This is a genomic window from Paenibacillus sp. BT-177 (genome assembly GCF_025846815.2).
Taxonomy (GTDB): Bacteria; Bacillota; Bacilli; order Paenibacillales; family Paenibacillaceae; genus Paenibacillus; species Paenibacillus polymyxa_C.
On record NZ_JAOYTP010000001.1, the window covers coordinates 835,556 to 850,073 of the forward strand.

The window sequence follows — 14,518 nt, forward strand, 5'->3', positions numbered from 1 at the left end:
CTACCTTATTTAATTGCCGCTATTGCTCTTTTTGGTGTCAGATACGTTGGTGCCCGCCTTCTGGGCTTTCTGATCCTCCCAATACACTTCACTGATCATATCCGCCAAAACGTCAGAAGTTCGTTTTAACTCCTCCTCCGTGTTGTCAATTCCTCCGATTTCGATCAAAATGCTATGCGAAGACAAGCTTTGATTATATTCACCGTTGTTTCCTTTGCCGCCATCTTTTCCCCATACACCTCGTGATACGCCGTGATAGGATTTTTCCAGCTTTTCATGAATACGAGCAGCAAAAGCTTCATTTTTACGCCAATTTTTGTTGTCATGTCCGATGATAAAATACACTTTGGCATAAGAAAGTCCATTAATGGTGGCTGTTGTTTTTCCATGACGTTGCGAATCACGATGAATATCAAGCAGATAAGTCAAACCTTTATTTTGAGCCAAAGCCTCCTTGACTGTTGCGCGTGAATATTTATAGGAGTAGTTCCAATTGTAATTTTGAACTGTGGTGGCATAATCCTTGTTTACGTGCAGTGTAGATATCCCTTGCTTTTCCAGTCTCTTCTTTACGAAGTCACCTACCCTTGATACATTAGCTGACTTAGAGCCTGAATTGGGGTTAGAACTGGTTTTGCTCAGTAATGGATTATATGCTTCTCTGGGATGAGAATGGTAGATTAATATACGCTTCTCCCCTTTGGCGGCATCACCTGGATCATCCTCACGTGCAGGGTCTGTTTCCGGTGTTGTCGGAATACCCGGCGTAGTAGACGGCGGGTTCTCAGCTGCGTCTGAACCCCCAGGGGTATCTGTCGTTCCCTGATCAGGCTGATAATCCGTAGGACCCTCTACCTTGTCGTTCCCCGAACCCTTGCGCAGCAAGACAGGCGCACCAGCAGACATGCCAGGAATTTCACGAGAAATGAGACTTTTGGGATCCTGCGGATTAATACCTGTAAGCATCTGAAAAACAAATGGCGACCATTGTTCACCCGACAACGAAGAATGCTGTTTCTTTTGTGCCAAATGAGGTACCTCCATACCTAGCATATCCGCGAAAAAACCGCTGGACACCGAGCCTGCCAATCCTTTCATCGAAGAAACAGGAGAGGTTTGCAAACGATTTTCTGCCAACCCTCCTAGTCCCAAAACGACAAATAAAAGCGCCGAGCCCATGATAAGCAGCACAAGCGTATGTCCCATTGCCAAAATTTCGATACCTTTTCTTCTCCATCTTCCGACGTTCCAGGTCTGAATTTTTTTCATGTGAGCCTTGTCCTCCTTCGTCCCGTCGAAACCCGCTTATTACATTCAGAACACAGGGTTCCTATCTGTTGCGGAAATCTCTTATACTTCAACTCTATGAACGGAGAACAATTACTAGAACACAAAAATCTCTATCACAGGTCCAGCCCACCCCTTTTCGAAGGAGATAGGCTACCTGTTAAATAGAGATTTTTGTGTCGTGTCTTAGAAAGATGGTTTTGCTAGCCTTTCATTAATGCGTATAAGCGGCGACATTGTCGGGATCAACAGCCTCATGTAGAGCAGCGTTCAATCCGGTCGCAATGATATTCGCGATATCTTCAATGAATTCATCAATCTCTTTTGGAGTCACAATCAAATCATGCCCTAGTGGTTGGAGCACCTCTTTCACTAGCCCAAGTCTCTCAGGTTCTGATATTTCATCCAACATTCCGAGAATTACTTTGGTAGAAGCTTTTTCTTTGGTAAAATGCGTTTTCATCAGTTCGATTACATTGTTGACGATGGTCGAAGCATAGCATACCGTTGGAACGCCGATAGCGATACACGGAACCCCCATAATATCCTTGGTGATACCACGCCGCTTGTTGCCAATACCTGAACCTGGATGTATTCCGATATCCGCCACTTGGATAGTCGTATTGACACGCTCCAGTGAACGTGACGCCAAAGCATCAATAGCAATAATCAGTTCTGGTTTTGTGCGATCCACAATGCCTTGAACGATCTCACTGGATTCGATTCCCGTGATACCAAGAACACCCGGCGCAATTGCACTCACATCCCGATATCCAGGGTTGATCTGATCAGGTGTCAGTTCAAAATATTGACGGGTGACCATTAAATTTTCAACGACAAGCGGACCCAGAGAATCAGGAGTAACATTCCAATTTCCCAGCCCTACCACCAGCACTCTTGCCACCTTAGAAATCCCTATTTTTTGTATAAAATGCTCCATTTCTTTGGCAAAGGCAATAGCTACCCGTTGCTGAAGTCCAGTGTCGCCTTCACGCAAGCCAGGTACTTCGAGCGTAACGTAATGCCCTTGTACCCGCCCAATACGGTTGGCTCCTTCTTCATTTAATACATCCAGCCGCGTAATTTTAATACCGTTATCTTCCTCCACACTCTCATTTATACCCGCCAGCGGTACAGGCTGATTCCGTTCTGCCAGCTCTCTTGCCTCTAATGCCAAATCCGTGCGTACCGCGTACTTCTGCAAATCCAGATCCATCTTTTAAACCTCCTTGTATACCATCTCTGGCTATAGTGTGCGAGACACCCAGCAGGTTTATGCACATCCATTTTCATCCTGTAATTTGCATCGTCTTAGAATGTTTTCTTATTGCAATTTGAGGTGTGGCATGCTAAAATATTTTAAGTTGTGAAACGTTTGTGTTCATAAGTAATGCCTTTACAGGAGGTGAATGTAATGCCAAACATCAAATCCGCTATCAAACGCGTTAAAACTAGCGACAAACGCCGTGCGTTGAACGCTTCCCAAAAATCCGCGCTTCGTACAGCAGTAAAAGCTGCCGATACAGCGTTGGTAGGTAACGAAGCTGAAGCTGCTGCTGCTGCTTTCAAAGTGGCTTCCCAAAAGCTGGACAAGGCTGTAACTAAAGGTCTGATCCACAAAAATGCAGCTGCTCGCAAGAAATCCCGCTTGGCGAAAAAACTTAACGCTCTTACAGCTCAAGCGTAAGCAAGAGCTACTTTTATACGTTAATGAAAAAATCCTGACCAGCCTTGGCTGATCAGGATTTTTTAGTTTATAACTTTATGAGATTAGATTGAAGCACCTGCTCCCATTTTCATCAAAAATAGTTCGAGTCCCAGCACCTTGTCAACAACACCTGTTTTCATATGATAGTCCAGCTCGCCCAGTTCATAGAGAAGCTGGCGCAGCTGCTCAGGACGGAAGCGTCGCGCTTGATCCCCTGCAACTTTCACCCCATAAGGATGCAAGCTGAGCTGACTCGCAATTTGTTGCTGAGAATAGCTTTGACCTGCCAGCTCTTTGACCTGCAACATAATACGAAACTGCCGTGTGATCAAAGCTGCAATCTTGATTGGTTCCTCTTTTTGCTTAAGCAATTCATAAAAAATACTGAGCGCCTTATCCAGCCGCAAATTAGCCAGATCCTCAACCATCGCAAATACGTTTTGCTCTGTATTACGAGGCACAAGGGATTCAATGTCAGCGGATGAGATCGTTCCCTGCGCTCCTGCGTATAAGCACAGCTTATCTATCTCGGCAGCCAAGGATTGAAGCCCAGTACCCGTGTATTGAATGAGTCTCTCAGCCGCTCCTGCTGCCAACTGCACTTCTCTTTCTGCTGCACGCTTATGGACCCAAGCTACAAGATCATCTCCACCCATAGGGGCGAAAGCAATAACTGAGGCATCACTTTTCAGTTTCTTGACGATCTTTTTCCGTTCATCCAGTTTTTCAGCCTGAACCGTAAAAACGATGACGCTATAGTCAGTCGGGTTATCCATATAAGTCAACAGAGTCTCAAGACGGTGCTCTATTTTTCCATTATCTTTGCCTGCTGCAAATACACTGGTATCCCGTACAATAATTAGCTTTTTCGGCACCAGAAAAGGCGCTGTCTCCGCATCCTCCACAACCACCTCAATTGGCGTCTCGGTTAAATCATAAGAAATAATGGCGAAGTCACGATGCTCCTCCTCCACCACCTTCTCTTTTAGCATATCAACAAACTGCTTCATTTGATATTTTTCACTGCCATATAGCAGATACACTGGCGAAATATCACCTTTGCGAATAGCCTTAGAGGCTGTTTTTACATCCATTTTCCGTTCCCCCCACCCACTGATCGTACCTGACATCCGACCGGAAGGCAAGTCATGACACAAACAAAGGGACCCCGCCTTTAGGCAGAATCCCTTCACCACCATCTATATCAACACGGCAGCAGAAAGCTCTAGAAACTTTCAACCGTCGGGATACGACGTCGGTTCATATAGTTTATTCTCTGTTTCTAAAAGTGTGCCAACTTACGGAAACTATTTTCCAGTGCTACGCGGGACGGTGTACGTATATTTACTTGCAGTCCCATCCTGCTCCGTCTCATACATAAAGGTCTGGCTGTCATCTGACCAGCTTCCTTTGACCCAAGCACCCTTCAGAGTACGGACTTCCAGTGTTGTTCGGTCTACACCGTTATCGGAAAGCTTATACACTTTCAGCTTTTTGCCTTCAATAGCCACTGCATAGCTACCATCAGGCGAGTTGAACTGATCTGTAGAGGCGGACTGGGCACCATAGGTGGAAGCATTATTGCTGTCCGGAGAGACCAGCGAATTAGATACAAAGCCTTCTCTACGAACCGGGTCTTGTGACACGGATGATTGCTCATCATTAGAAGCTGCATTGCTGCTATCCGCTCCTAAGGAGTTACCCGCATCCTTGGCGACACTTTTGGATGTCGTATCTTTCGACGTTTCATTTGAAGCAATTCGACTCTGTACCTTCAATTCCTGACTAAGCGACGAAGATGCATCATTTGTACTTGTATCATCCCTATTATCCTCCTGAGCGGTACCCGTATCTGCTAATGGTGCCTTTTCCATTTTCGGATCCAGCTGTTCATCAGGAGCAATCGTGGGTTGATCAGATTTTTTCTGTTTTAACTGTTTGTCATCGGATTGAGGAGCATCTGCAGACGAGTCATCCTTTGAGGCCTGACGATCGACGTTTGGCTGTCCCTGCTTTTCATCCTGACGGGAAGAATGTTTAGTCGGTGCAGACTTTGTTGAAGGTTCCTCGCCAGCTTGCTGATCATCCACCTTCCCAGCATCCGGTTTGGAAGGATTCTTTTTGTCATCTGGACTGTTTATTCCCTGGTCGCCCAAGTCAGGTTCCTTATCTGCAGGTGTCAGAGAGGAATCGGCTCCTTGTCCCTGTTCAGATGGCGGCTTGGTCGATTCCGCTCCAATGGTTGCATCACGTCCTCCACTCCCATTGGTCGTACCTGGGATTTCCGTCTGATTCTGCTGACTTGTCACCTCGGGCGACTGGGATGTAAGTATGCCTTCCGCATCCTGCACTGTTTTAGGCTCGAAGTTGAATACTACAATCCCCAGTACAACGGCAGCGGCAGCCACGCCCATGGCAGCACGCCCTCCCACCCGGTTCCACCAAGGCACAGGCTGAGTACGTTGTCTAGGCCCCGTTCCAGGCTCAGGATCAGCAGCTACAGGCTGCATTTCCTGAAGCGCGCTTCCCTGCTCTTCACGTGCGCGGTCAATGGCATCAAGCTGAGGCATGATGGAATCCACCAGGCTGAACGCCGGGGAAACCGCAGGCAATTCCTCCAGCTCGCGAGAGAGTGTCTGAAGAATATGAAATTTTTCCGCACAGTCCGGGCAAGTCGCAATATGGTTCATTAATTGGGACGTCTCTTCTTCACCCAGTTCATGATCCACATAACGCTGCATCCAATCCATCACCTCTTCTCCACACTTCATCCTGATACACCACCTTTCTGATACTCCTGAAGTAGCCCTTGCAATTGTTGTCTTGCACGATACAAGTATGACTTGACCGTATTTAGCGGCAAATCCAGAGAATCGGCAATCTCGTTATAAGAGAAATCCTGCAAATATCTCAGGACAATTACCGTCCGGTGGTGTTCCGGGAGCTGTTGTATAGCCTCACGAACATCCTGTGCCATGTAAGAGGTTAACACCTCGACCTCCACGTTTTGGGGGTCGTTAAATATCATGTCATGCTCGTCAATGGAAACCGAAGGCTTCGTTCTTCTGAATTTGTCGATGCATATGTTCGTTACAATGCGTTGGACCCAGGTTTTAAACTGCGCTTTTTCCTCATAAGAGTTAATTTTGGAATATATTCGTATGAGGGCTTCTTGTGAAGCATCCATGGCGTCCTGCTCATTATTTAGAATGTAATATGCCGTACGGTACACATGCTGTTCTATCTCTCTTAATAGGGTAATGAGAGCGTCGCGATCGCCCGATTGAGCGGCTCGGATGAGTCCCTGCTCTACCACAAAGGATCCCCCTCTCCCTGCAATATTACAGACGTATCCCTTTTACAAATTGTTGCAGGATAGACGTCTGACGCTAATTTTATTTTTTTAATAAAAAAAATTATAACAAAATGCCCAGAATCCCCATTGTATCCTCCCTTAGAATAACAGAAAAAGGGAAGGTAGTCACCTTCCCTCAGCCCCTACATACATCTAGATACTGAACCTATTGAATTGCATGAAACGTTTTGTAACTTCTTGGAAGTCAAAAAATCAGATATGAGTTCTAATTGATAAGACAGAGCAATCGGATCTTGAAAATAAAAATTGTCGATTGAGTATTGATATCCCTTATCTGATTTAACGGCAGGCAAATTATTAGCTGTTATAAGCCTGTTTTTTTGTATAATCAAAATCATTTTGTATCTATTTGTTCACGTTTGCGTTGATACCGCACACTCAGCTTCCCTTGCTGCGCACGAATCTGTACCTCTCCCATTGTGTCTGTTCGATATATGGCAGAATCAATTTCGGCCAAACGTTCCAATACCGCTTTATTCGGATGTCCATATGTGTTGCTTGCACCAACTGAAATGACGGATACTTTCGGCTGCCAGTAGGACAACCACTCTTCCGAGGTGGAATACTTACTTCCGTGATGTGCCACTTTCATAACGTCGACAGCTTTCCTTGCAGCTCCTATTACCTCCTGAGCTTTCACACGAGATGGAGAACGGGTTAATTCAGAAAGCAGCAGCGACTCTGCAGCATCATCCATATCTCCTGTGAATAAAAACGAGGCCCCCTCCATCTCTAAAATCATGGCAACAGAATAATGATTCTGTTCCTTCATAACTGGCAACTGCTCAGATTCGTTCTCCTCCAGCTTAAACGGATAGAGAAAGCGAATTTTCGTATCCCGGTCCGGTTCCCACTCCATGCTATGATGTGCACCGTACAGCTTGATCTGCTTGTCCAAAGCCAGTTTAACAACTTCCGGAATGGGGCTTTGTCTGTTAGAGTACCGTTAAAAAATAAGGTGGATACGGGAATTTGGTCAAATACAGCCTGTAGACCTCCGGCATGATCATGATCTCCATGCGTCAAAATGACAGCGTCCAGCCGGTGCACCCCACGTTGCTTTAGCAAGGGGACAATCGTATCCGCGCCTACCTCGTAGGGATCTGTACGCTTGCGCCAAACGTTTTTTCCTGTTGCAAAGTCCATTGTACCCCCGCCATCCACCAAAATATGTTTCCCTCCCGGCGTTGTAATTAAAATGCTATCACCTTGGCCCACATCCAGATACTGAACAACTCCCGTGTTTCTTTCACTAGGAGATTGGTACCCTATACATAGTATGCCAAGCCAGGCAATACCACTTAAAGCCAGTGCCACATGACGATATCCATTCCACTGTCGACGCGCAAATTTCCCTGCACCCTCGGGTTCATGAGCCGTTTGCAAAATAGCAGCCCACTCAGCAGCAGCCTCTAATCCTGTATACATAGGTAATGTTATGGTAGTAGAATTCACAACGGAAATGTCGCCCGTTTTCCTTCGGGATATCAACCACGTTTTGAGCCAGTACAAAACACTGTACAAAGCTGTATAATACGCCAGAACCCACAGAATAGAAGAAGACGGCCAAATACTCACATAAGCATCATCTACATTCAGCCATTTCACAAGCCAAAAGGTCAGATCGTTCAATTGCTCTGCCGGCCACGCAAGGATACGAGCACCACCCCCCCATAAAAAGGCCATTCCCATGGCCACCGTACCCAGTGGAAGCACGATATATGTAATTAGGGGGACAAGTACAAAATTAGCCGCAAATGATAATAACGAAAATTGATTAAAGTAGAATACCGTCATTGGAAACGAAACAAGCTGTGCCGTGACTGTAATCGCAACTTCACCACCGATCAGGAGGGGCCATTTGGCGAAAAACGGCTTCATAAGCGGCATATATATGAGCAACCCACCTGTTACCAAAAAAGACAGCTGAAAGCTGACGCTAAGCAGGTAGTATGGATTCCATAGCAACATGAGCAACGCAGATATACTTAAAATATTAAGTCCGTCTTTGAGCAGCCCTCGCCGAGCTGCAAACAAGCCAATCATCGCCATAATTCCCGCTCTTACAACAGAGGGAGAAGCACCTGTCAGCAGGACATAAGCCGGAATCAGTACCATCACAATCGTAAGAGAGGTTTCACGGCTAACTCGTAATAACTTGAGTAAATATAATAATGTGGCCGCATATACCGCCACATGCATACCTGATATCGCCAAAATATGCGTTAAACCAAGCTGCGTAAATTCATTATACGTTGCTGGGTCCAGCTCATCTGTAACCCCAAGTACCAGGCCTTTCATATATCCTGCCTGAAGAAGTGATGTAAAAGCAGATTCCATTTTTTGACCTAGCTGCCCTCTAAGCTGATCATTCCATCTGAATAATATGTAGCGGTTCCACTGTGAAGCCTCCTGCCTCTGTAACGAGGCGGCTCCAGCCCCCTTGAAAAGCCAGTGAATTTCCTGCGTGTGCAGATATTTACTGTAATCAAAACTACCAAAGTTCCCTGCTTTTGCTGGTGCCTTTAAGCTGCCACGCAGCAGGATTGCATCCCCACGCTGCCATGCTGCCGCAAGTTGCTGTTCCTGCTTTGCAGCCAACTTGATATGAACAATGACCTGTTCAGAAATAGATCCTTGATGTTCAACCTTATTGGATTGACTTGCAAAGTGATGGATTGAAGTAACTCTCATCTCAAACTGCGCACGATCCCCATCAATCTCAACTTCTGAAGCAATAAACCCTGCTGCTTGAACAGGCATGTCTTCTATGACAGAAGACGATACATGAAGAGCACCAGGAATACTGCTTACATTATGCGTATCATGCCAAAACCAATGAAATCCACCACTACTTAATGCAATCCATAGCAATACCATATGTCGGATGGGAATTTTCATCAGTAAAGCTATAAGTGGGGAAATCAGGGTAACTCCCGCCCACAGTAATAAAAGTATCCGTCCCGAACACAGACACGCTCCTGCACTTCCTATAATCCAACAAACAGTGAGACTTAGTATAGGCCTAGTAAACACAAGTTGGGCTTGAATACAATCACCTTCCATTCGCAAAAACATTGCTTTCTGTCCAAATCACAAAACAAAAAAAGAACCCCTGACAAAATAGCATTGTCAGAGGTTCTTCCTCGTATATTAATTAATCTTTAACATCCATCAGCGTTTCCTGTGGTGGATGATATGTCTCCAGCATACGAAAGGCGATTCCCTTTTCCTCCATCATAGCACGAACCTTGTCGGCATCTTTTGGATAAGGTCGGTGATATACAATCTCCACAATACCGCTGTTCGCCAACATATTGGCACACGTCCAGCACGGCTGGTCGGTGACATATACGGAGGAGCCTTCACGGTCAATCCGGTCAGTAAACAGCAACAGGTTCTGCTCCGCATGAATAGTGCGAATACAACGCTGCTTCTTAACCATTTCCTCCCGTCCATCACGGTGAACGACCTCATATTCCTCCGAGATCATACAGCCTGCCTCAGAACAGTCAGGCACCCCGGATGGTGCGCCATTATAGGCCGTCCCCAATAGCTTCTTACCTTGTACAAGTACGGCTCCAACATGACGCCGCGCGCAGCGCGAACGGGTGGATACCATATAAGCGATATCCATGAAGTAGGTGTCCCAGTCCTTGCGTACATCTGCACTCATTTCCATCTCTCCCGTATAAACAAGTTAAACGTAAAACATATCCGTTACAGCCACTCTCTCAAAGCCTATACCGTAAACTTAAATAAGTTATAAGCTGACATACGGCTTCATTTTCGCTAACATTTTAGCTCCGATTCCTTTTACACGATCCAAATCGTTCACGCGTTTGAACAGCCCGTGCTGATTACGATAGTTCAAAATAGCCTCGGCCTTTTTAGCCCCAACCCCCGGAAGTTCCATTAACTCGGCAGCAGTCGCTGTGTTAATGTTTACCTTTTTTTCACCGGAAACGGATGGAATAACCGAATCATTCACCGTATTTGTCCTACTCGTCGTTGCAGCATCCGAACTGGCAACAGCAGTGTCTGATCTCAAATCCGCAACATCTGACTGCTTTACGGTACTTGAATTCCCCACCATGGAGTTTTCACTCATAGCAGCAGATACACCAGTAGAACTCTGCTTAGTATTATGCTTCACATTGTCAACAGCTTCGACATTCGCTCTGCGTTCAGTTTGGTCTGAAGCCTCTTTTACAGCATGCTTTCCTTGGGTATACTCACTGCTTCGCTGCGACTCAATTGACTCCGACTCTATCGCCAAAGCATGCTCCACCTTATGGTTAAGCAAACTCCACTCTTCTTGAGGCTCAGAGCGCTGCCCTCCGGCAAACAAAATAAGTCCACTCCCGATTACAGCAAGCGTTATTGCCGTTCCTGTCCATACGCGTTTCATTTTTCGTATCGTCCCCTACTCCACATGGATTTCGGAATTGAACCGACTGAAGACCAACGTCTCAATCTAACAGAGCAAATCTGTCCAATTTCCGTCAAACCGGAGGTTTGTAAACACCTCCATACGGTCTCGCTGTGAGCATTTATACAAAGAGTGGTGCGGCCCCAACCATGATCTAATGTGTTCAGACATAAAATTCGTCATGTCGGCCAAGACCAAGTGCATACACTAAGAAGAATGACAGCACAGCGTCTATACCGCAAAGTATGAAAGGAGGACGTTGAACAATGAAAGTTGGATTTATCGGGACTGGCAGCATGGGAAGTCTGCTAATTGAATCTTTTATTCATTCGGACGCACTCAAACCACAGCAAATATTAGCAAGCAACCGAACGTATTCCAAGGTAGTCGAGCTAGCCCGTCGTTATCCAGGTTTGCATGCAGCTCAAAGCAACCGTGAGACGGCAGCGGAAAGCGATATTCTATTTATCTGCGTGAAGCCGCTGGAATCAAAAACCGTAACGGATGAAATACGCAACGTCATTACAGAAGAGCAGATCGTCGTTTCTATCACAAGTCCAGTACAGATCCGTATTTTGGAGCATGCACTGAAAGCCAAAGTGTCCAAAATTATTCCGAGTATCACTCACCAGATTGGAAGCGGAGCCTCACTATGCATCCATGGAAACCGGATTACAGAGGAGGATCGCTCCCTTTTGGAAGAGCTTATGTCCCACATCAGCAGGCCAATTCGGGTTAAAGAGTCTCATACACGGATCACATCGGATTTTTCGAGTTGCGGCCCTGCTTTCTTGGCCTTTTTTATGGACCAGTGGATTCAAGCCGCAGTTCAAGCTACGGGTATAGACCGTACAGAACTATGCGCATTGGCCGGTGAAATGATCATCGGTACTGGAAAGCTGCTCACGGAAGGCGGGATGACACCAGCCGAGTTACAAGCAAGAGTAGCGGTTCCCGGAGGGATCACCGCCGAAGCTCTCGCATTGTTGGACATCAGCCTGCATAGTGTCTTCCCTGAGCTAATACGGGCCACGCACAACAAGTATGAAGAAGACATGCAAAAGATAGATGTCTCCTTCGGCCTAAAGCCGATTAACCGGCAACAATATTAACCAGCTTACCAGGAACAGCAATTACCTTGCGAACCGTTTTACCAGCCAGTGCTTCCTGAACGCTGTCCAGCGACAAAGCAAAGGCTTCCATCGCTTTGGCATCAAGATCTTTGGCAATCGTTGCACGCTGTACAATTTTACCATTCATCTGGATGACAATTTCCACTTCAGCGTCCACCGTCCATGCTTCATCATAGGCAGGCCAAGCCGCGTACGTAATGCTCTCGTTGTGTCCCAGCAGCTGCCATAGTTCCTCAGCCAGATGCGGTGCAAGCGGAGACAGCATTTGCACGAAGTTTTCCATCGCTGCACGCGGCAGAAGGTCTGCTTTGTATGCATCATTGGTGAAGATCATCAGCTGGCTGATTGCTGTATTGAAACGCAATGCGTCCAGGTCCTCAGTTACCTTTTTCAGTGTTTTATGCCAGGTGCGTTTGAACTCGTCACTACCGCCGTCATTTTTAATTTTTTCGTTCAGGCTACCATCCTCGGAAACAAACAGGCGCCATACGCGGGACAGAAAACGATGCGCTCCCTCAACGCCATTCTCATTCCATGGCTTGGTTGCTTCCAGCGGCCCCATAAACATCTCATAAATACGCAGCGTATCGGCGCCAAACGTATTTACAATATCGTCAGGATTGATGACATTACCGCGTGATTTACTCATTTTTTCATTGTTGTTGCCCAAAATCATACCCTGGTTGACCAGCTTATAGAAAGGCTCTTTAGTTTCCACTACGCCGATATCATACAGTACTTTGTGCCAGAAACGGGCATACAGCAAGTGAAGAACCGCATGTTCCGCTCCGCCAATATACAGATCAACAGGCATCCATTCGCGCTGTTTCTCTTTGGATACAAGCTCTTTATCATTTTTCGGATCAATAAAGCGCAGGTAGTACCAGCAGCTTCCTGCCCATTGCGGCATCGTATTTGTCTCACGACGTGCTTTCATACCTGTCTCAGGATCAACGATTTCTACCCAATCTGTCGCATTCGCCAGCGGGGATTCACCTGTACCTGAAGGCTTGATATTGTCCATCTCTGGCAGTACGAGCGGCAGTTGATCCTCAGGAACCGTTTTGATCGTTCCATCTTCTAGATGAATTACTGGAATCGGCTCGCCCCAATAGCGTTGGCGGCTGAACAGCCAGTCACGCAGACGATAGGTAACTTTGCCCTGTCCTTTACCCTCAGCTTCGAGCCATTCGATCATTTTCGGAATAGCTTCCTCATTGGTGAGTCCATTCAGCAAGCCTGAATTGACATGCGGGCCATCCTCGGTGTATGGCTCTTTGTCCACGTCTCCACCTTGAACGACCTCAGTAATTTTCAATCCGAACTTCTTAGCAAATTCCCAGTCACGTGTATCATGACCCGGTACTGCCATAATTGCACCTGTTCCGTAGCCTGCTAGTACATAGTCAGCAATCCAGATTGGCAGCTTTTCGCCGTTCACCGGATTCACTGCATAAGCTCCTGTGAATACGCCTGTTTTGTCTTTGGCCAGATCCGTGCGCTCCAAGTCGCTTTTCCGAGCAGCTTGTTCACGATACTGTTGTACAGCGTCCTTTTGCTCAGGTGTAGTAATCATATCCACCAATTCCTGCTCAGGGGCCAGCACACAGTAGCTTGCGCCGAACAGCGTATCTGGACGGGTTGTAAATACTGTGAGTTGCTCGTCATAGCCTTCAATTGGGAAATGAACCTCTGCACCGGTAGACTTACCAATCCAGTTCCGCTGCATATCCTTAATACTCTCGGACCAGTCCAGCTCCTCCAAATCATCCAGCAAACGATCCGCGTATTCCGTAATTTTCAGCATCCATTGACGCATTGGTTTGCGGATAACCGGATGGCCGCCACGCTCACTCTTACCGTCAATTACTTCTTCATTCGCCAGTACTGTTCCCAGTGCTGGACACCAGTTAACAGGCACTTCAGCTACATAAGCGAGACCGCGCTTATACAGCTGGATGAAGATCCACTGTGTCCATTTGTAATAATCAGGATCAGTTGTACTGATTTCACGATCCCAGTCATATGAAAAGCCAAGTGATTTGATTTGACGGCGGAAGTTGTTTACGTTCTTTACCGTAATTTCGCGTGGGTGCTCACCTGTATCCAAAGCATGCTGCTCGGCAGGCAGACCAAAGGCGTCCCAACCCATCGGATGCAGCACGTTGTAGCCACGCATTCTTTTATAACGTGAAACAATATCTGTAGCTGTGTATCCCTCCGGATGGCCTACATGCAGACCAGCTCCAGACGGGTACGGAAACATATCCAAAGCATAAAACTTCGGTTTGCCCGGCTCTTCCCCAGTGCGGAACGTCTTGTTCTCATCCCAATATTTTTGCCATTTTGGTTCAATACTTTGCGGTTGATAGCCGTGCTTCGGCTGTGTGTCTGTCATTGTCTTTTCCTCCTCAAACGGTATGCAACAAAAAAACCTCTGCATCCCGTAGCGTGTCAGCGCTAGGGACGAGAGGTTATATTCCCGTGGTACCACCCTAGTTAGCAGAAAGCGTTCTTCGCATTCTACTCCCTTTGCACCTGATAACGGAGGTGATCCGATGCGTGTTAATAACAGGATGCTA

The 14,518-nt window shown here is 46.6% G+C and carries 10 protein-coding genes, 1 pseudogene and 1 other annotated feature (1 of these 12 only partly in view); of the genes and pseudogenes, 2 read left to right on the forward strand and 9 right to left on the reverse strand.

Annotated features, from left to right (window positions below; translation table 11 throughout):
• Nucleotides 1–9 precede the first annotated feature (9 nt).
• Both OIU26_RS03825 and gpr read right to left on the reverse strand, forming a co-directional pair.
• A complete protein-coding gene (locus tag OIU26_RS03825; protein ID WP_264215974.1) occupies nucleotides 10–1,269 on the reverse strand; it encodes a stage II sporulation protein P in 1,260 nt (419 codons plus the stop codon).
• A gap of 232 nt (nucleotides 1,270–1,501) precedes the next feature.
• The gene (gene gpr, locus OIU26_RS03830; protein ID WP_264215975.1) at nucleotides 1,502–2,503 is read right to left on the reverse strand and encodes a GPR endopeptidase; all 1,002 of its coding nucleotides are present in this window, start codon (nucleotides 2,501–2,503) and stop codon (nucleotides 1,502–1,504) included.
• Between the two features lie 198 nt (nucleotides 2,504–2,701).
• Between gpr and rpsT the strand changes: the two genes are divergently transcribed.
• Nucleotides 2,702–2,974, forward strand: a complete 273-nt coding sequence (gene rpsT / locus OIU26_RS03835) for a 30S ribosomal protein S20 (protein ID WP_013372187.1) — start codon at nucleotides 2,702–2,704, stop codon at nucleotides 2,972–2,974.
• Nucleotides 2,975–3,057: 83 nt separating this feature from the next.
• On the opposite strand, the gene holA is transcribed toward rpsT, so the two are convergent.
• From holA to OIU26_RS03865, 6 genes and pseudogenes are all read right to left on the reverse strand, one after another.
• Nucleotides 3,058–4,089 (reverse strand): DNA polymerase III subunit delta, encoded by a 1,032-nt coding sequence (holA, locus tag OIU26_RS03840; protein WP_025674274.1) that lies wholly within the window; start codon nucleotides 4,087–4,089, stop codon nucleotides 3,058–3,060.
• Between the two features lie 213 nt (nucleotides 4,090–4,302).
• A complete protein-coding gene (locus tag OIU26_RS03845; RefSeq protein WP_264215976.1) occupies nucleotides 4,303–5,766 on the reverse strand; it encodes a zf-HC2 domain-containing protein in 1,464 nt (487 codons plus the stop codon).
• Nucleotides 5,763–6,311 (reverse strand): RNA polymerase sigma factor, encoded by a 549-nt coding sequence (locus tag OIU26_RS03850; RefSeq protein ID WP_013311184.1) that lies wholly within the window; start codon nucleotides 6,309–6,311, stop codon nucleotides 5,763–5,765. Before OIU26_RS03850 ends, OIU26_RS03845 begins: the two co-directional genes overlap by 4 nt.
• A gap of 394 nt (nucleotides 6,312–6,705) precedes the next feature.
• Nucleotides 6,706–9,272: pseudogene (locus tag OIU26_RS03855) on the reverse strand (ComEC/Rec2 family competence protein).
• 256 nt (nucleotides 9,273–9,528) lie between these two features.
• A complete protein-coding gene (locus OIU26_RS03860) occupies nucleotides 9,529–10,047 on the reverse strand; it encodes a deoxycytidylate deaminase (protein WP_013372191.1) in 519 nt (172 codons plus the stop codon).
• Between the two features lie 87 nt (nucleotides 10,048–10,134).
• Nucleotides 10,135–10,782 carry a ComEA family DNA-binding protein gene (locus tag OIU26_RS03865; RefSeq protein ID WP_264215979.1) on the reverse strand — a complete coding sequence of 216 codons (648 nt, stop codon included), beginning with the start codon at nucleotides 10,780–10,782 and terminating at the stop codon, nucleotides 10,135–10,137.
• Between the two features lie 287 nt (nucleotides 10,783–11,069).
• On the opposite strand from OIU26_RS03865, the gene comER reads away from it, so the two are divergent.
• Nucleotides 11,070–11,915, forward strand: coding sequence for a late competence protein ComER (gene comER / locus OIU26_RS03870; RefSeq protein ID WP_264215980.1), 846 nt, complete (start codon nucleotides 11,070–11,072; stop codon nucleotides 11,913–11,915).
• Here comER and leuS read toward each other — a convergent pair.
• Nucleotides 11,896–14,334: a leucine--tRNA ligase gene (gene leuS / locus OIU26_RS03875; RefSeq protein ID WP_013372195.1), complete on the reverse strand. Its 2,439-nt coding sequence runs from the start codon at nucleotides 14,332–14,334 to the stop codon at nucleotides 11,896–11,898. The genes comER and leuS overlap by 20 nt on opposite strands.
• A gap of 61 nt (nucleotides 14,335–14,395) precedes the next feature.
• Nucleotides 14,396–14,518: a binding site (T-box leader), on the reverse strand; it runs 135 nt beyond the window's last position.